We start from the raw sequence: 16,082 nt of genomic DNA on the forward strand, positions 1-16,082 counted from the left end.
AGGCGGATCACATCGGGACGGAGGTGGTGAGGCCACCGTCCACCGCGATCTCCTGGCCCGTGATGTAGGAGGAGCGGGGCGACAGCAGGAACAGCGCGGCGTCCGCGACGTCCTCGGCCGAGCCCAGCCGGCCCAGCGCCACCTGGGCGCGGCACGCCTCCTGCGCCTCGGGGGTGCTGGAGATCCCCTCGAACATCTCGGTCACGATGTAGCCGGGGCTGACCGCGTTGACCCGGATCCCCTTGGTGGCCAGGTCGGGGGCGAGGGTGCGGACCAGGTTGATGATCGCGGCCTTGGTCGCCGCGTACACCGAGGTGAAGGCCAGGCCGCGGTGGGCCAGCCAGGAGCCGTTGATCACGATCGCGCCGCCGTCGCCCATCAGCGCCGCCGCCTTGGCGATGGTGAAGTACACGCCCTTGAAGTTGACGCCCACCAGGGCGTCGAAGCTCTCCTCGGTGACACCGGCGCTGGGGGCGAAGTCGGCGATCCCCGCGTTGGCGAAGACGCCGTCCAGCCGGCCGAAACGCTCCTCGATGCGGGAGAAGAGCCGGTCGAGGTCCTCGGCGCGGGAGACGTCGGCCGCCACGGCCAGGACGCGGTCGCCCGCGCCGAGCTCCTCGACCGCCTTGTCCAGGCGCTCCTGGCTGCGACCGGCGATCACGACCTGCGCGCCCGCCGCCAGGAGCTTCTGCGCCGTGGCGAGGCCCATGCCGCTGCCGCCGCCGGTGATGAGAACTGTTCTGTTCGCAAACTCCGTCATGCGGTCAGAATCACACGCGGGTCTTTCCGCCACATCCTCGGAATTGCGCTTCTCCGCCTTTTCGGCCCGCCTTTACGGCGGCACGCCGCGCCTCCTTTCCGGTCCGCCGGATCCCCGCCCTTTCCGGTCCGCCAGGCAGCATTCCAGAAGATGCCCCGGGTAATTCCGGATGTGACGCTGTAGCGGATAGAGCAGCGGACCGCACGCCTTGCGGAGAAGGGCGGGCGGGCGCCCCGGCCGGCCGTACGGGACCGGCGGGCGACGACGGATCGCTGAAGAAAACTTGAGCCGAGGAGGCGCTCCAATGGGTGATGTGGCAAAGACCCGTGCGGTGGTGCTCGGTGGAAGCCTCGCTGGGCTGTTCGCGGCCCGGGTGCTCGCCGACGCCTATGACGAGGTGCTCATCGTCGACCGCGACGTCCTGATCGGAGTGGAGGGGCCGCGCCGGGGTTGCCCGCAGAGCCGCCACATCAACGGTCTGCTGGCCCGCGGCCAGCAGGTCATGGAGGAGCTGTACCCGGGCATCACCGAGCAGCTCTTCGCCGACGGCGTGCCCACCGGCGACCTCGCCGGGAACGTCCGCTGGTACTTCCACGGCAAGCCCATCAAGCAGCAGCACGCCGGCCTGGTGTGCGTGGCCGCCAGCCGTCCCAAGCTGGAGCACCACATCCGCGAGCGGACCCGGGCGCTGCCCAACATCGCCTTCGCCGAGCGGCACGACATCCTCGGACTGGAGACCACGGCCGACCGCAGCCGGGTCACCGGCGTGCGGGTGCAGCCGCTGGAGGAGGAGGGCGCCGGCGAGAAGGTCATCGACGCCGACCTCGTGGTCGACGCGACCGGCCGCGGTTCGCGCACCCCCATCTGGCTGGAGGCCCTGGGCTACGCCCGGGTCGAGGAGGAGCGGACGAAGATCGGCCTGGGCTACGTCACCCAGCACTACCGCCTGACCGCCGACCCCTACCACGGCGACCTGTCCATCAACCCGGTCGCCTCGCCCGAGCTGCCCCGCGGCGCCATCTTCACCAAGACCGACGGCGACCGGGTCGAGCTGACCACCTACGGCATCCTGGGCGACCACCCGCCGACCACCCAGGAGGGCCTGTACGAGTGGATCAAGTCGCTCGCGGTGCCCGACATCTACGACGCCCTGCAGCACGCCGAGCCGCTGGACGAGCCGGTGGCGTTCCGCTTCCCGACGACCCTGCGCCGCCACTACGAGAAGATGACCCGCTTCCCCGACGGCCTGCTGGTCACCGGTGACGCGGTGTGCTGCTTCAACCCGGTGTACGCCCAGGGCATGACCGTCGCCGCGCTCAGCGCGCTGGTCATCCGCCAGCACCTGCACACCGGCGCGGCCCCCGACCCCTTCCAGTACTTCTCCGACCTGTCCCGCAACGTCATCGACCAGCCGTGGGAGATGACCCACACCGTGGACCTCAGCTTCCCCGGCGTCGAGGGTCAGCGCACTCCGCAGCTCCGCGTGGCCCAGGCGTTCCTGAACCTGGTGCAGACCGCCGCCACCCGCGACGGCGTGGTCGCCGCCGCCTACATGCGCGGCGCCGGCCTGATCGACGGCCCCGAGGCGCTGATGCGGCCGAAGATGCTCGCCCGCATCCTGTGGAACGCCCTGCCCTGGGGCAAGCCGGCCGCGCAGCCGCGCCGCCGCCCGCCCGCGCCGGTGGAGAAGCCCAAGGCGACGGTGTCGTGACCGCCTCCCCGGTGACGGCCGCCGTCTTCACCGGGCGGCCGGTCCACGAGCTGGTACGGCGGCACGCCCGGGCGACCCCGGACGCGGTCGCCGTCACCGGGGAGGGACGAGGCGTCTCCTACCGCGACCTGCTGCGGCGGGCCGACGCGGTCGCCGGCGTCCTGCGGGCCGCCGGCGGGGTGCGCGGCCTGCCGGTGGCGGTGCGGATGGACCCGGGACCCGGCCTGGCGGCGGCGGCGCTCGGCGTCCTCGCCGCCGGCGGCCACCTGCTCTGCCTCGACACCTCAGAGGCGGGTGGGCGCAGCAGGGCGGTGCTGGATGACCTGCGGCCGGCGTTCCTGCTGCTCGACGGGGCCGCCCCGGCCGGGGACGACCTCCTGGCCTGGTACCGCGACGCCCTGGGCGGAACGGTCCTGGACGCCGGCCCGGCTTCCGGCGCCGCGACGCCACCGGAACCGGACCGGGACGCCCGGACCGCCGCGGACGCGGACCTCGCGGCGGGGGAGACCCCGGAGACGGCGGGCGACCACCTGGACGGGTGGATGTACGTCACCTACACCTCCGGCTCCACCGGTCGCCCCAAGGGCATCCCCCAGACCCACCGCGGCTTCGCGCAGTTCATGGACTGGTTCACCGCGGAGTTCCGGATCGGCCCGGGGGACCGGGTGGCCCAGTGGGCGGCGCCCGGCTACGACGCGAGCCTGGTGGAGATGTTCGCCCCGCTCGTGTCGGGCGCGACCCTGTGCCCGGTCCCGGCGAAGCTCCGGGCCAACCCGGAGAGGCTCGCCGCCTGGCTCGCCGCCGAACGGGTCACGCACCTGCAGACCGTCCCGAGCTTCGCCCGCCGCCTGCTGGAGGCCGTCACCGCCCCCGGCGCGCGACCGCCCGCCGGACTCGGCTGCCTCCTGCTGGCCGGGGAGGCGCTGACCGGTGAGCTGGCGGACGGCGTCCGCGCGGCGCTGCCCGCCGTACGGCTGGTCAACCTGTACGGCCCGACCGAGTCGATCCTGGCGGCCTGGCACGAGGTGACCGGGACGGAGGGCGGCCGTGTCCCGATCGGCCGGCCCATCCCCGGGCGGGACATCCTGGTGCTGGACGGGCAGGACCGGCCCTGCCCCGAGGGAGCCGTCGGTGACCTGGTCGTCCGCAGCCCGTACGTCACGCCGGGATACGTCGGCGCGGCGGCCGGGGACCTCTCGGCCTTCCGGCCGCCGCCGGGCGCGCACGGTCCGGACCGCTTCTACCGCACCGGCGACCGGGGCCGCCGCGCCGAGGACGGGCTGCTGGAGTTCCACGGCCGCCGTGACCACCAGGTGAAGGTCAACGGCGTCCGCCTCGAACTCGGCGACGTCGAGTCGGCGCTGGCCGCGCACGGCTCGGTGGCCGAGTGCGCGGTGGTGGCCGTCCCCGGCAGGCACCGGCAGGTCGCCGGCCTGGCCGCCTACGTCGTGCCGCGCGACCCCGCGGCCGGCGACGCCGTACCGGCCACCTGGCGGGCCGCCCTGCGCCGGTGGTTCGGCAGGGCCACACCGCCCGTGACCTTCACCGTCGTCGCCCGCCTGCCGCGCACCGCCGGCGGCAAGGTGGACCGCGACACGCTGCGCCGCCTGGCGGCGGCCCCCGACACCCCCGACGGAACGACCCCCACCCCACGAAGCAAGCAGTACGCCGGCATGAGGAGCCAGGAGTCATGAGCGTTTCCGAGGCGCCAAGCCTGATCGACGACATCCCGAGCGACGAGCCGGACCGCGTCCCGCTGTCGTTCAACCAGGAATTCCTCCGCGCGTTCGACAAGGGGGACGCGGAGGGGCCGTTCGGTCCCCGCTACACCATCGTCTGCGGCTGGCGGCTCACCGGGCCCCTCGACCCGGCCGCCCTGCAGCAGGCCCTGGACGACGTGGTCGCCCGGCACGAGGCCCTGCGCACCGAGATCCGCCGCGGCGAGGACGCCCACCAGCGGATCGCCCGGCCCGGTCCGGCGCGGCTCGACGTCCGCGACCTGTCCGGCACCGCCCCCGGCGACCGCGACCTGGCCGCCGAGGAGCTGCTCAACGAGGTCGAGGCCGGGCCGTACCCGATGAGCGACCTGCCGCTGCTGCGCGCCGTGGTGGGCCGGTTCGACGACCGCGACGCGGTGCTCGCGCTGATGGCCCACCACACCGCCGTCGACGAGTGGTCGATGCGGGTCGTCATGCGCGACCTGGCCGCCCGGTACGCGGTCCGGAGCGGGCACGACGCCGAGCTGCCGGAGGTGCCGCAGTACCGGGAGTACGTCGCCTGGGAGCGTTCCGGCGTGGACCCGCAGTGGTTGGGCAGGGCGCAGGCGTACTGGCGGGAGAAGCTGGACGGCGCCCGCATGCTGGGCTCCAAGACCGACCACCCGCACTCGGCCGGCCTGCCCAAGCTGACCGGCTGGCGGCGCTTCACCTTCCCCGCCGACGTCACCTCGGCGGTCCAGCGGATCGGCAAGGAGACCCGCTGCTCGCCGTTCATGGTGCTGCTCGCCGCCTACGTGCGGTTCCTGCAGGAGAAGACCGGGACCGACGACGTCGTCATCCCGACCTTCTCCTCCGGCCGCGGCCCGGCGCGGTTCCACGAGACCGTGGGGTCGTTCTTCAACTTCATGCCGCTGCGGGCGGACCTGACCGGCTGCGACGACTTCCGCGACGTCGTCACCCGGGTCCGGACGAGCTGCGTCCAGGCGTACTCCCATGACATCCCGTTCGGCCAGGTCCTCCAGCAGGCGCCGGAGCTCATGCTGCCCGTGATGCAGGACGACATGGCCCTGGTCGCCTTCCAGGTCTTCCGGTCGCCGTTCCCCTCCGAGCGCGGCACCGCCGGGGAGCTGGAGTACTCGGTGATCCGCAGGCGGCTGCTGTCGCAGCCGGTGGGCGGCGACATCCCGGACGGTGCGATGTGGCACCTGGAGCTCGACCCCGGCGGCGAGATCGTCGGCTCCATGGCCTACAACAGCAACCTCTTCGACCCCGCCACCATCGACGACATGGTGACGGAGTTCGGCGCGGCGCTGCGCCGCCTGGTCCTCCCCTCCGGCGACGAGGGCTGATCCCCGCCCGACTCGCCTTCGGTGAGGAGGACCGATCCCGCCCTCCGCGCCCCGCCGAGGAGGGCTGATCCCGCCCTCCGCACCCCGGCACCACCGCGCCGGGACCGTCCATCCGACGGCCCCGGCGCGGTCGTGCGTACGGCCTCTCCGTGCGCTCACGGCCGCCGGAATACCGGGCCCGCCTCACCGGATCTTGATTCGGCAACGGAAATGATCAACTGTGCCGTCCGCAGACGGTGCCGCACTAAGATCGCGTCCCGTGCTTTCCGGTGGCTTATGGCGGGTTACCAGAATCGGATCAGTAGGTCTGGTTCTTGCGGCGGCGGCCGCGGGCCTGGTGCTCGGCGACGCCTGGCTCTGGGCGGCCGTCGAATGGTCTCCGCCGGCCTATGCGAAGTTCTACGCGCGCGGCGGGTTCGACACCCCGACGGTTGCGGCGCTGCTGGTGGCCGCCCCGGTGAAGGCCGCGCTCCTGTGGCTGATCCTGCGTGCCCCCGCGCCGGGACCGCTGGACCGCCAGGCCAAGGCGCTGCGCCGGCTGCTGTACCTGGCGGTGGCGTACACCCTCGTGCTGTGGGGTCCGATCACGCTGCTCCCCGACGCGGTCGACACGGCGTTCCAGCTCGCGCTGTGGACCGCGATCGACGTCCTCTACCTGCTCGTCATCCGCTGGCGGTCCCGCATGCTGCGTGCGGCGGCCGGAGTGATGTTCGCGGCCGAGCTGGCCGGGATGGCCGAAGAGCTGCTCGACGAACTCGACCTCCCAGAGCTCGGACCGGACGGCGTCGTCGCACTGGGCCTGATGCTGGGCGGAGTGGCGGCGACCGTCATCACGGTCGTCGGACAGCGGCGCGACGGCCGGTGGAGCCGCGGCACGCAGGCCGCCGGATGGTTGTCGGTGGGCGTCTACGCGCTGGTGATCCCGCTCAACGTTCTTCCCGGAGGGATCCCCATCGGCGATCTGCCGATGCTGGTCATCATGGACGCGGTGGGACTCGTCAACACCGTGTGGATCGCGGCGACCGCCCGTGAACTGCCCGCTGAGGGCCACCCGGCGGACCTCCCGCCCGCGCGGCGGCGCGCGATCCGCGTCGCGGTGGCGGCCGTGGCCGTACTGCCGATCATCGCGCTGATCCACCCGGAGCAGACCCCGCGCCTCACCTACACCGGCTGGTCGGCGGACTGCCATGACCGGCCCGGCTTCGGCGATCTGAAACCCGCGGAACGCGACGCCGCGTTCCTGTGCCGGGCGCGGAGCACAGACGGCGGAGTCCCGCCCATGTTCCCGGACAGCCTGTCGGACCAGGGGATCCTCGCGTCCGGGCGGGCGCTGTGCCGTGCGAAGGACCGCGACGAGCAGAAGGCGATCCTGACGCGGGCCGGGAGCGCGCGGCCCGCCTGGGGCGCGGACCCGTGGGACCTCGTCTACGTCTGCCCGGAGATCGTCGGCGCGACCCATCCCGAGCTGCTGCGGTCGACCACCGAGGCGGAGGCGGCGAACACCGACAACATCGCCGAGGAGAACGTGAAGTGCCGCGACCCATGGCCTCGGACGAAGGGTGTCGTCCAGGCCACAGCCAAATACTTCCTGTTCGCCGACGGCGATCACGGCTATCTGGTCCACGACCCCGGCGACGAAGCGGTCGCCGAGGCGGCGGAGCAGGCGATGGACAGGGTCTACGACGACAGCGCCCTCATCGGGGTGGCCGACAGCGCGGCGCTCATCGGGCACGTCGGAGACGTCGCTGATCTGTGCCTTACGGTGAAGGCCTTCCGCACCGCGCCGCCGCGGCGGACGGCCGGGTGGGATCAGGTCAACGAGGTGCCGATCACCAGCCGCAGCGGCCGGCTCACCGTGCCGGAGATGGGTGAGGACGGGGAGGTGGGCGCGGGCGCCCCGATGCCGAACCTGGCGATCGGGGGGAAGGGCCGCTACCGGCTCCGCGTCTACGTGCGGATCGGCGACGCGGGGGAGGAGCACCTGGTCGCCGTGTTCCCGGGTACGTCGAGGAAGAGGCTCAAGCTGAAGCCGTGAGCGCCGGCGGGGCGCACACTCTCCTCTATGGTGGACCGATGTCATCGGCTAAGCAGTTCCAGGTCACTTTCGACTGCGCGGAGCCTGAGCGCCTCACTCGTTTCTGGTGCGAGGTGTTGGGGTACGTCGTACCGCCGCCCCCGAAGGGGTTCGCCACTTGGGACGATTTCAGTCGCACGCTGCCGCCTGAGCAGCAAGGTTCGGCGTTCGCATGCGTTGACCCCTCAGGTGTGGGCCCACGACTGTTCTTCCAGCGCGTTCCCGAAGGGAAGGCCGTCAAGAACCGGCTGCATCTCGACGTGCGGGTCGGCACCGGGCTCGTGGGTGAGGAACGCCTGGCCGCACTTGAGGCTGAATGCGCACGACTGACCGCGCTCGGCGCGGTACGCGTGCGACTGCTGCGTGCCGATGGCGTCAACGAGTCGTGCCTCGTGATGCAGGACATCGAGGGCAACGAGTTCTGCCTCGACTGAGGTGGCCACGAACGTACGGCGCCTGGTCCCCTCCGCGGCGGGGTGGGCGGAGAGCGTCATCGGTCCTGTGTGAGGAGGGGTTTGACGTCCAGGATCGGGGTCGCGTCGAGGGCTTCCAGGTGGCGGACGTGGACGCGCGTTCCGGCGATGGTGAGGATGTGCACCTCGTGCAGGCCGATCGGGTTGGGCCGGTCGGGACTGCGGGTGGCGAAGACGCCGGCGAGCGGCCGGGTGGTGTCGCCGCGTGGATGGACGGCGAGCGTGTCGCGGTCGGCACGGTCGAGCCAGGTGAGCAGGAGTACGTCGGTGCCCGGGGACAGCCCCTGGAGGGCGGATGCGTACCGGTCGTCGAAGACCAGCCAGGCGTCGGGAGCTCCCTCGTCGGCTTGCCGTGGTGCCGCCGCCCGATCGGTCAGGGACGACTCGACACGCCCGATCACGCGTAGCGGGTATTCGGTCAAGAGCTTGGATCCTTTCCTGGGTGCCGGTTGGAAGACCGCTGGTCTCGCCCGGAAGCCGGGAGCGGCGGCCGGGTTCCGACCGACTCGGTGAGAAGGGGAACGACTCGGCGGCGCAGTGTGGTCTCCCGCTTCACGCGTGACGGCTTTTCCGGATTGCGTACGTCGTCGACTGTGCCACACGTACCAGATGCCGGTCCCGATCCTTTTGTGACACCCGCGATGGGGTGGCGCACAGCCGGTTCTGGAGAAGTCGACGTGAATGGAGTCCTCTCCGGCCTGCGGAAGCAGGTCTGTGTATCGCATCTCGTCTCCCTGATCATCCGGTTCGGGTCTGCCCGCGCGTCCCATCGCTCATACGGCGGCGTCAGCCGCGAGGCGAGCGTGCCGGTCACGGCCATCAACGACCGGCTGTGACCGGCGGTCTTCTCAGCACCCACACGGCCCTGTCCGGTCGATCTGAGCTTGTTCCGCTTTGACGGACACCTTTGGTGTGGTGGTCAGACCGCGACAGCGGCCTCATAGGTGGCGGGGCTAACGTAACCCAGACTGCTGTGCAGCCGGTGCAGGTTGTACCAGCCCTCGATGAACTCGAAGATCGCGCTGCGGGCGGCCGCCCGGCTGGGCCATGACCGCCCGTCAAGCAACTCGCCCTTCAACGTGGCGAAGAACGACTCGGCCAGGGCGTTGTCCCAGCATTGGCCGGTCCGGCCGACTGACAGCCGCACCCCGAGCCGCTCGGCTAGATCGGCGAACGCCCCGCTGGTGTACTGACAGCCGCGGTCCGAGTGAAAGATCACTTCCTGGGCGGGGCGGCGCTGTCGGCAGGCTGTTTGCAGGGCCTCGGCGACCAGCTCGGTGCGCAGGTGGTCGGCGGTGGCCCAGCCGACCACCCGGCGGGAGGCGATGTCGATCACGGTCGCCAGATACAGCCATCCCTCGTCGGTGAGCAGATAGGTGATATCGCCGCACCAGCGGGTATCGATTGCGGCCGGATCCGGGGTGAAGTCGCGGCCGATGAGGTCGGGGCGTAGCGCGGCGGCCGGGTCGGCGATGGTGGTCTGCTGCCGGCGGCGCCGGTGCCGGCCCTGCAGACCGGCCGTGCGCATCAGCCGGGCCACCCGGCGCCGGCCGCAGACGATGCCTTCCCGTCGCAGGACGGCGTGGACGCGCGGAGCTCCGTAGGCGCCGCGCGAGTGCCGGTGGATCTGATGGATGCGTTCGGTCAGCTGCGCATCGCGGGCCGCGCGGGGACCAAGAGTGCCGGTTCGGCGGGCGTAGAAGGCGGCTCGGGAGACTCCCAGCAGCTCACACGCCCGTTTGACGTTGTGGCCGCCTTGCTTTTCCGCCTCGATGAAGGGGTGCACCTTCACCGGGTCTCCGTGGCGAAGAAAGCCGTGGCCCGCTTGAGGATGTCGACGTCCTCGCGCAGGCGGCGGTTCTCCCGCCGCAGCGCGGCCAGCTCCTCACGTTCACCACTGGTCAGCCCGTCACGCCGGCCGGTGTCGGTCTCGGCTTGGCGGACCCAGGCGCGCACCGCGGTCTCGGTCAGATCGAAGTCCGCAGCCACCTGGCCGATCGAGCGGTCTCCGCGTTGGCACAACTCGACGATCTCGGCTTTGAACTCACGGGTGAACGAGCGGCGAGGGCGCGGTTTCTTCTTCCCCATGTGCTCCATCATGGACATCCTTTCGGGGGCAAGCCCCTGATCTCGGATGTCCGTCAAACCAGATCAAGCCCAATCCTCCCCGGCTCCCATCGGGTCGGGCGGGGATCACGCACCATCCGGGTCATCGGGCTCGACCACTCGGAAGCGTTCGGCAACGACGAGAGTGTCGCCGTCGATGACCGGGGTGCGACTCAGGAACTCGCTCACGCCATCGCTTCGGAAGAATTCCTCGTGGGCTGTCCGCCACTGTGCCACGTCTGAGTAGCCGCGTCCCTCGGCGCGTGCGAAGTCGTCGTCGATCTCCTTCATGGGAACGACGCGCACGTCGACGAGCTCGATCGTGACGGCTGGAAGACCTTCGGAGTCAAGCACCGAGAATCTCTGGCCGGTCATCGGCACCGCCTCTCCGGCGTGTTCGTAGATCTCCAGGAGGCCGGTGAGCGCGGTCTTCTGACCGCTCAGGATCGCCGCCACACCACGGTCACGCTCCGGGCCGGGGAAGGCGAGTTCAAGAGCCGGCAGGTCGTCATGTCCCATCGGGTGAGAGTGGGAAGCCGGGCTCGCGTTGCTCAAGAGTCACCGCCCTCCTCGCTCGCGGAACCCCCGGCGAGCCGGGACCCGGCCAGGGCCCGCGACACCCTTGCGGCGCCGGCCGATCCGCCGATCCCCGGAGCGGTGCGGGCCACCGTGGCCACCGGCCTCTGCGAGGCCATCGCCGAGGCCGAACACGCCGCCGTGCGTCCGCGGCGGGCCCGGCATGCCGTCGCCGAACTCGTCCGCGCCGGCCCGAAACCGGGACTGTGACGACAGGTCAGCATGTCAACTCCCTCACGAGGAGTGCGACATGTGGCACTCGAATGCCGTGCCGCTCGGCCGCCCGGAGCAGGGCGCCGCCGATCGCATCGAGTTCGAGCGGGCGCCCCGCCTTCGCGTCCCGCTGCATGGACGACCTGCTCCCGGCAGGGAAGGCGTCGTATCGTGCGAGGATCTGGGTGGCGTCCGTCTGCGCTCCGCAGGCACGGCCGACCGCGGCGGTCTCCTCGACCAGGGCGGCCAGTTCCTCTCGTCGTTCGGTGCGGATATCGCCGATGGGGAGCTGGTAGCGGGTGGTGAGCAGGGCGAAGGGGGCCAGGAAGGCCAGCTTGGCCCACAGCACGGTGCTCTCGTCAGCCAGGACGCGTGTCTCGGCGCCGGCGGAGGTGAGCAGTGCGGCGAGTTCAGTGAGACGGTCCCGCGGGCCGGCCAGGTCGATCTCGGTGAAAGGGCTGCCGTGCTCGATCACTCCGGGGGCGGAGCGGGTGGACTCGACGCGGATCACGGCCGGGACCACGCGCTGCGCGCCATAGCGGTCCCGGAGGGCGGCCACGTGCTCGACGCCGTTGAGGAGCGGCAGCAGCAGACCGCCATCCAGGTGGTGGGCGGGGATGCGGTGAAGTGCCGCAGCACGGCCACCGTCGCAGGGGACGGTGGAGAGACGCCGGCGCTGTCGGCGGATGCGGGATGGGGCACGGTGGGTTCCTCTCAGCTCGGTGGGTCGGCACCCGTCCCGCCTTCCCTGCCGCGTCCGGACGCGGCGGGGAAGGCGGGACAGGGTTGCCGCCCTGGGCCCGCAGTGATCCTGGGCGAGGAACGACAGGCAAGTCAATCCTCGGGGTTGCTTATGAATCCCCCAGTCAGAGCTTGGGTAGGGGAGGGGGCTACCGTATCCTGCGTGCCGATGACCTTCGACGACCTGCGTGTGTTCGTGGCGGTCTGCCAGGCGGGAAGCCTGAGTGCCGTCGCCCGCGACCTGTCCTGCACCCAGTCCGCGGTGAGCCAGCATGTCAAGCGGCTGGAACGGACGACCGGGGTGCGACTGCTGGAACGCAGGGCGCGCGGTGTGGTGCCCACTCCGGAGGGCCTGGTGCTCCAGGCCGCGGCGAGAGAGGGGATCGTCGGGCTGGACCTGGCCCTGCGCCGGCTCGGCGAACTCGCGCGCGGCGAAGCCGGATCGGTCCGCGTGACGACGGGCGCGACGACGGTACGGCACTTCATGTCCGAGGCGGTCGTCGACTTCCGGGCGCGGCACCCCGGGGCGAACCTGGAGTTCCGGACGGAGACCGCCACACGCAGCTGCTTCGACGCGCTCGCGGCGGGCACCGTCGACCTGGCCTGGGTGACCATCGGCCGTCCGACACCGGCGTCACCGACTGGGATACGGCCATCCTGCTGGCTTCGCTCGGTGTCGGGCACGCCGTCGTCCCCGCTCTGCCCGGACAGCTCTCCGCGGGCGCGCCGGACGGCCCGTTGCGGTTCCTGCCGCTGCCGAACCTGCCGCCGCTCCCGGTCGGCTGGGCGGTCCGCCGCTGGGACGCGCTGACCCCGCTCGCCCGCACCTTCGCCGACATGGTCCGGCGGCACTGCCAGGCCACCCGCCAGGCGGCGGACGAGCCTGGTCGAGAGCCGACGGCCGGCTCGGCGCCGCAGGGGCGGAGCTGACCGTCATCGGTCGGGGCCGGCTACTCGGTGTGACGGTGACAGTCTCGTCGAGCAGGCCCGCCTCGCGGTACCAGCGGGCCAGATCGGCGGGGTCGCGCAGCCGCTCGACGTTCCGGCGCCAGCGCTCGCCGACCGTGGCGACGAACGCCAGACCGAGCCGCCCGGAACGGAAGTCGAAGGCCGGCTCCCCGGCGGGCAGGTCGTCGGTGGGTGTTGCGTCCGGCTTCACGTCACGACTACAACTCGTGACGTGACTGAGAATCCGAGCGTGCCCGCGCCCGCCGACTGGTGCGGCATCGAGGACTTCCTGCGCTCCCGGGACGCCGCAGATCTGCCGCACCCCGGCGGGACGCTGCTGGAGCATCTGACCCGGGTCAGGCAGCGGCTCGCGGACTGGGGCGCCTCGCACGAGATCCAGGTCGCCGGCCTCTGCCACGCGGCCTACGGGACCGACGGCTTCGCCAGGTCCCTCATGGGCCTCGGGGACCGCCCGGTCCTGGCCGCGCTGATCGGCGAGCGGGCCGAGGCGTTGGTGTACCTGTACGCGAGCTGCGACCGGAGGGCCACCTATCCGCGCCTCGGCGGCGACAGGCGGCCGGTCTTCAGGGACCGGTTCACCGGCACCGACCACAATCCCGCCACCGAGGACCTGCGGGCCTTCCTGGAGATCACCGCGGCCAACGAACTCGACGTGTTCGAGCACAACAGGGAGCTGGCGAACCGCCACGGTGCCGGACTGCGCCTGGTGCTGGAGCCCGTCCGTCATCTGCTGTCCGCAGGTGCGTGGGAGGCGGTACGGCGGGGGCCTGGCGGTCGCGGCCCGGCCGCGTAAGCCGTGGGGCAGACTCCCGCGGTCCGGACGGCCGGACCGCACCCGTTCCTCCTCGCACCCGAGGTCACGACAGGAGGCAGCCGTATGCGCGGCCCCGGCGTCGACCTGCGGCACTGGCTACTGCTCGGCCTTCCCGCCGACTGCGCCGGCCTGGCCGCCGACGCCGGACACGGCGACGGCCCACAGCTGCCGGTGGGAGCGTTTCATCTGCGCAATGACTTCGGGCAGGCCGCATACACAGGCGCCTGCCCGCCGCCCGCCGATCCGGACCACCGCTACCTGTTCGCCGTACACGCCCTCGACACCGACGACCTCGCGCTGGCCCGGACACCCCCGCCGGACACGCGGGCTTCGTCCTCACCGCGCACACCATCGCCCGCGGTGTCCTGCGACCCACGTTCCGGCGCGGCTGACGGCCGTGCCCGGCCCGACGGCCGGGCACGGCCGTCAGGTCACTCGACCATGATCTGATGGGTGGCCTTGGCCGGCCCGACCGTGGCCTCCCCCGACCACAACGCGAGGTAGCCGTACCTGCCGGCGATGACGGGCGTGTCGGTGAACGTGTACGTGCCGTCCTTCCGCGTCGTCACGCCGGCGATCGATGCTTTCCTCCCGCCGATCGAGCGCCGGATCACCGCGAGCGGCTTGAGCCCGAGCGCCTTGCCGCCGGCGCGGGCTGTCGCCGGGCGATGGTGAGCAGGTGGCCGCTGACCCCCAGGAGCGAGGGCACCGACTCCATCGACCGCTGGGCGTCGAGCAGGAGCCGACGGCGTTCCGGGCCGTCGAGCCAGTCCTCGACGTCGCCGTACAGCCAGAAGGCGCCCTCCAGCCCATACCGCTCGGCACCGGGAAGGCCCGCGTCGGCGAACTCGCCCGGGACCTCTTCGGGGTCGTGGAAGTAGGCCGGGAAACCGCTTCCGGGGGAGACCATGTGCCCGCTCCGCGCCGCCGCGTGCGCCGTCTCCCGCTGCCGTTCCTCAGGAAAGCCATGCGACGCCAGATCCAGGCGATTCTGGAGGCGGTGGAGTCGCCGCGGATCGGCGTCCAGATCATTCCCCTGACGCTGGGGGTGACCACGGGCATTCTCGGCGGCTTCGTGATCGCGCAGCTTCCGGAGGACTCGGACGCGGCGTATATCCAATCGGCGATCAACGGGCACGTGACAAGCCGCCCGGAGGACGTCGATGCTGTCCGCAGTAGATACGACATCCTGCGCGCCGAGGCGCAGCCCCGGCACGTGTCCCTGAACCTGATCAGAGAGGCGGAGAAACTGTGGAGCTGAGCGACGAGCTGAAGGCCGCCGCCTGGCGCAAGGCCACCAAGAGCGGGTCCAATCAGGGCAACTGCCTGGAGGTGGCTCCGTTGTCCGGTGGGCGGGTCGGGTTGCGTGATACCGAGGCTCCGGAGAAGGCACCGTTCGTGGTGAGCGCGAGCGTGTGGGACGCCTTCGTCGACGGTGCCAAGAAGGGCGAGTTCGACTTCTGATCCCTCAGTCATGAGGGGAGCCCCCGGCGCTGGGAGGCTCCCCGGTCACGGCCGCACCAGCCGTGGCGGGTCGGCCCCGAAAGGAGGGCGGCCTGGCCTGTGGCCCCGCGCGCACCCGCCCAAGGGCTGCTCTAGAGGCGCCGAGGGTCGCGCACCCGCAGGCCGAAGGCCGACAGGCCCTGCTCGTGGTGTTCGATCAGCCCGAGGCAGCGGTAGAAGGCGTGGTTGGCGGGACCTTCCGGGGTGGATTCGTGTTGTTATCGCGGTGGGAGTGCCGGACTCACCTCCGAACGCCCGGACCGAAACCCGGTGGTGGGCACTGCCGCCGTCACCTGCGGTGGCCTGCGACAACGCTCTACTTCGGGGCTCATCGCGCGTACTCGAGCGGAGGGCCGTCTACGGCCGTTCTGGCGACCTCGTAGTGCCCGTGTGGGCATGCTCCCAGCGTTCGGTGAGGAGGGCAGGAGAGGGCGTAGTCCCAGGCAGTTGGGGGTGGCCGGGGCGTAGGCCGTCGAGAGCGATGGTGATCACACGCTTTCGGGCGTTGTGGGCTGCGTCGATCAGGTCGGCACGGTCCTGCCGGTCGAGTTGTTCGATCAGGGGGGACTTGCCGAGTTGTTCGATAAGTAGCGAGATGTCCATGGCCGTGGCGTCCGGTCTGAGTACTCCGGCGGCGTGCGCGCGGGCCACCAGATCTCGCAGCAGTTCGTCGGACCTGGTGAACTTGGCGGCCATCTCGTCGGTGACGGCGATCGTGCCGGCCAGCGGCCCGAGGGAGCCGCCGCTGAACTCGATGCAGGCGCTGATGTAGTGAGCGAGTCCTTCCCAAGGGTCGTCATGCCGCAGGCCGTGTTCGGCGGCCTGAATCCACTGGTCGAGGGACAGCGCGCACAGGTGCTGGAAGAGCTCGTCCTTGGAGCGGTAGCGGCGGTAGAGGCTGGCGATGCCGACTCCGGCGCGTGCGGCGATCGTCGCCACCGACGCGTGGGCTCCGTCCACGGCCAGGACCTTCTTGGCGGCCTCCAGGAGGGCGTGGTCATTGCGTTCGGCTTCTGCATGCCGGGGAGCTTTACGGGCCATGCGCTCACTGTAGTCGGCTTGCGAAGCGATTCAC

20 protein-coding genes are annotated in these 16,082 nt (G+C 71.5%); 11 read left to right on the forward strand and 9 right to left on the reverse strand.

Annotation, left to right across the window (positions count from 1 at the left end; genetic code table 11):
- Nucleotides 1-7: 7 nt before the first annotated feature.
- Nucleotides 8-760 carry an SDR family NAD(P)-dependent oxidoreductase gene (locus ACQP10_RS14630; RefSeq protein WP_179818021.1) on the reverse strand — a complete coding sequence of 251 codons (753 nt, stop codon included), beginning with the start codon at nucleotides 758-760 and terminating at the stop codon, nucleotides 8-10.
- Nucleotides 761-1,064: 304 nt separating this feature from the next.
- On the opposite strand from ACQP10_RS14630, the gene ACQP10_RS14635 reads away from it, so the two are divergent.
- The 5 genes from ACQP10_RS14635 (at nucleotide 1,065) to ACQP10_RS14655 (ending at nucleotide 8,046) form a co-directional block, all read left to right on the forward strand.
- On the forward strand, nucleotides 1,065-2,471 hold the full coding sequence (locus tag ACQP10_RS14635) for an FAD-dependent oxidoreductase (protein WP_179818020.1): 1,407 nt from the start codon (nucleotides 1,065-1,067) through the stop codon (nucleotides 2,469-2,471).
- The gene (locus tag ACQP10_RS14640) at nucleotides 2,468-4,165 is read left to right on the forward strand and encodes an amino acid adenylation domain-containing protein (RefSeq protein ID WP_389995135.1); all 1,698 of its coding nucleotides are present in this window, start codon (nucleotides 2,468-2,470) and stop codon (nucleotides 4,163-4,165) included. Before ACQP10_RS14635 ends, ACQP10_RS14640 begins: the two co-directional genes overlap by 4 nt.
- Nucleotides 4,162-5,538, forward strand: a complete 1,377-nt coding sequence (locus ACQP10_RS14645) for a condensation domain-containing protein (protein WP_389995138.1) — start codon at nucleotides 4,162-4,164, stop codon at nucleotides 5,536-5,538. Before ACQP10_RS14640 ends, ACQP10_RS14645 begins: the two co-directional genes overlap by 4 nt.
- 337 nt (nucleotides 5,539-5,875) lie before the next feature.
- A complete protein-coding gene (locus ACQP10_RS14650; RefSeq protein WP_433541534.1) occupies nucleotides 5,876-7,573 on the forward strand; it encodes a hypothetical protein in 1,698 nt (565 codons plus the stop codon).
- 38 nt (nucleotides 7,574-7,611) lie between these two features.
- Entirely contained in the window at nucleotides 7,612-8,046 is a 435-nt protein-coding gene (locus ACQP10_RS14655; protein ID WP_433541535.1) for a VOC family protein, read from the forward strand.
- Nucleotides 8,047-8,102: 56 nt separating this feature from the next.
- Here the strand turns inward: ACQP10_RS14655 and tsaA are convergent, their stop codons facing one another.
- The 4 genes from tsaA to ACQP10_RS14675 all read right to left on the reverse strand — a co-directional run bounded on the left by tsaA (nucleotide 8,103) and on the right by ACQP10_RS14675 (nucleotide 10,710).
- Entirely contained in the window at nucleotides 8,103-8,507 is a 405-nt protein-coding gene (gene tsaA / locus ACQP10_RS14660) for a tRNA (N6-threonylcarbamoyladenosine(37)-N6)-methyltransferase TrmO (protein ID WP_346019960.1), read from the reverse strand.
- Nucleotides 8,508-9,004: 497 nt separating this feature from the next.
- A complete protein-coding gene (locus tag ACQP10_RS14665) occupies nucleotides 9,005-9,877 on the reverse strand; it encodes an IS3 family transposase (RefSeq protein WP_433540893.1) in 873 nt (290 codons plus the stop codon).
- Nucleotides 9,874-10,185, reverse strand: coding sequence for a transposase (locus ACQP10_RS14670; RefSeq protein ID WP_433540894.1), 312 nt, complete (start codon nucleotides 10,183-10,185; stop codon nucleotides 9,874-9,876). The genes ACQP10_RS14665 and ACQP10_RS14670 overlap by 4 nt, the downstream gene beginning before the upstream one ends.
- 93 nt (nucleotides 10,186-10,278) lie before the next feature.
- Entirely contained in the window at nucleotides 10,279-10,710 is a 432-nt protein-coding gene (locus tag ACQP10_RS14675; protein WP_433541536.1) for an ASCH domain-containing protein, read from the reverse strand.
- 138 nt (nucleotides 10,711-10,848) lie between these two features.
- Between ACQP10_RS14675 and ACQP10_RS14680 the strand changes: the two genes are divergently transcribed.
- On the forward strand, nucleotides 10,849-10,977 hold the full coding sequence (locus ACQP10_RS14680; protein ID WP_433541537.1) for a hypothetical protein: 129 nt from the start codon (nucleotides 10,849-10,851) through the stop codon (nucleotides 10,975-10,977).
- A 7-nt stretch (nucleotides 10,978-10,984) separates the two neighbouring features.
- Here the strand turns inward: ACQP10_RS14680 and ACQP10_RS14685 are convergent, their stop codons facing one another.
- A complete protein-coding gene (locus ACQP10_RS14685; protein WP_433541538.1) occupies nucleotides 10,985-11,995 on the reverse strand; it encodes a ketopantoate reductase family protein in 1,011 nt (336 codons plus the stop codon).
- Between ACQP10_RS14685 and ACQP10_RS14690 the strand changes: the two genes are divergently transcribed.
- The 3 genes from ACQP10_RS14690 to ACQP10_RS14700 all read left to right on the forward strand — a co-directional run bounded on the left by ACQP10_RS14690 (nucleotide 11,891) and on the right by ACQP10_RS14700 (nucleotide 13,954).
- A complete protein-coding gene (locus ACQP10_RS14690; RefSeq protein ID WP_433541539.1) occupies nucleotides 11,891-12,532 on the forward strand; it encodes a LysR family transcriptional regulator in 642 nt (213 codons plus the stop codon). The two genes, ACQP10_RS14685 and ACQP10_RS14690, sit on opposite strands and share 105 nt — an antisense overlap.
- Before the next feature lie 369 nt (nucleotides 12,533-12,901).
- On the forward strand, nucleotides 12,902-13,483 hold the full coding sequence (locus tag ACQP10_RS14695; protein ID WP_433541540.1) for a DUF6817 domain-containing protein: 582 nt from the start codon (nucleotides 12,902-12,904) through the stop codon (nucleotides 13,481-13,483).
- Between the two features lie 84 nt (nucleotides 13,484-13,567).
- Nucleotides 13,568-13,954 carry a YbhB/YbcL family Raf kinase inhibitor-like protein gene (locus tag ACQP10_RS14700; RefSeq protein ID WP_433541541.1) on the forward strand — a complete coding sequence of 129 codons (387 nt, stop codon included), beginning with the start codon at nucleotides 13,568-13,570 and terminating at the stop codon, nucleotides 13,952-13,954.
- On the opposite strand, the gene ACQP10_RS14705 is transcribed toward ACQP10_RS14700, so the two are convergent.
- Together ACQP10_RS14705 and ACQP10_RS14710 are read right to left on the reverse strand one after the other, a co-directional pair.
- The gene (locus tag ACQP10_RS14705; RefSeq protein WP_346019954.1) at nucleotides 13,936-14,073 is read right to left on the reverse strand and encodes a hypothetical protein; all 138 of its coding nucleotides are present in this window, start codon (nucleotides 14,071-14,073) and stop codon (nucleotides 13,936-13,938) included. The genes ACQP10_RS14700 and ACQP10_RS14705 overlap by 19 nt on opposite strands.
- Nucleotides 14,074-14,114: 41 nt before the next feature.
- Nucleotides 14,115-14,414: a hypothetical protein gene (locus ACQP10_RS14710; RefSeq protein WP_433541542.1), complete on the reverse strand. Its 300-nt coding sequence runs from the start codon at nucleotides 14,412-14,414 to the stop codon at nucleotides 14,115-14,117.
- A gap of 57 nt (nucleotides 14,415-14,471) precedes the next feature.
- Between ACQP10_RS14710 and ACQP10_RS14715 the strand changes: the two genes are divergently transcribed.
- Nucleotides 14,472-14,765, forward strand: a complete 294-nt coding sequence (locus ACQP10_RS14715; RefSeq protein ID WP_433541543.1) for a Scr1 family TA system antitoxin-like transcriptional regulator — start codon at nucleotides 14,472-14,474, stop codon at nucleotides 14,763-14,765.
- Entirely contained in the window at nucleotides 14,756-14,968 is a 213-nt protein-coding gene (locus ACQP10_RS14720; protein ID WP_433541544.1) for a DUF397 domain-containing protein, read from the forward strand. The genes ACQP10_RS14715 and ACQP10_RS14720 overlap by 10 nt, the downstream gene beginning before the upstream one ends.
- Before the next feature lie 396 nt (nucleotides 14,969-15,364).
- Here ACQP10_RS14720 and ACQP10_RS14725 read toward each other — a convergent pair whose 3' ends face one another.
- Nucleotides 15,365-16,048, reverse strand: coding sequence for a TetR/AcrR family transcriptional regulator (locus tag ACQP10_RS14725; RefSeq protein WP_346019951.1), 684 nt, complete (start codon nucleotides 16,046-16,048; stop codon nucleotides 15,365-15,367).
- Nucleotides 16,049-16,082 lie beyond the last annotated feature (34 nt).

Source organism: Streptosporangium sandarakinum, assembly GCF_050942225.1.
Classification (GTDB): Bacteria; Actinomycetota; Actinomycetes; order Streptosporangiales; family Streptosporangiaceae; genus Streptosporangium; species Streptosporangium nondiastaticum.

Excerpts from the sequence above, each read along its gene's own strand:
- ACQP10_RS14630 (WP_179818021.1), bottom strand. The coding sequence starts at position 760 with ATGACGGAGTTTGCGAACAGAACAGTTCTCATCACCGGCGGCGGCAGC.
- ACQP10_RS14635 (WP_179818020.1), top strand. The coding sequence starts at position 1,065 with ATGGGTGATGTGGCAAAGACCCGTGCGGTGGTGCTCGGTGGAAGCCTC.
- ACQP10_RS14645 (WP_389995138.1), top strand. The coding sequence starts at position 4,162 with ATGAGCGTTTCCGAGGCGCCAAGCCTGATCGACGACATCCCGAGCGAC.
- ACQP10_RS14655 (WP_433541535.1), top strand. The coding sequence starts at position 7,612 with ATGTCATCGGCTAAGCAGTTCCAGGTCACTTTCGACTGCGCGGAGCCT.
- ACQP10_RS14670 (WP_433540894.1), bottom strand. The coding sequence starts at position 10,185 with ATGATGGAGCACATGGGGAAGAAGAAACCGCGCCCTCGCCGCTCGTTC.
- ACQP10_RS14675 (WP_433541536.1), bottom strand. The coding sequence starts at position 10,710 with ATGGGACATGACGACCTGCCGGCTCTTGAACTCGCCTTCCCCGGCCCG.
- ACQP10_RS14690 (WP_433541539.1), top strand. The coding sequence starts at position 11,891 with ATGACCTTCGACGACCTGCGTGTGTTCGTGGCGGTCTGCCAGGCGGGA.
- ACQP10_RS14685 (WP_433541538.1), bottom strand. The coding sequence starts at position 11,995 with ATGCTGGCTCACCGCGGACTGGGTGCAGGACAGGTCGCGGGCGACGGC.
- ACQP10_RS14700 (WP_433541541.1), top strand. The coding sequence starts at position 13,568 with ATGCGCGGCCCCGGCGTCGACCTGCGGCACTGGCTACTGCTCGGCCTT.
- ACQP10_RS14710 (WP_433541542.1), bottom strand. The coding sequence starts at position 14,414 with ATGGTCTCCCCCGGAAGCGGTTTCCCGGCCTACTTCCACGACCCCGAA.
- ACQP10_RS14715 (WP_433541543.1), top strand. The coding sequence starts at position 14,472 with ATGCGACGCCAGATCCAGGCGATTCTGGAGGCGGTGGAGTCGCCGCGG.
- ACQP10_RS14725 (WP_346019951.1), bottom strand. The coding sequence starts at position 16,048 with ATGGCCCGTAAAGCTCCCCGGCATGCAGAAGCCGAACGCAATGACCAC.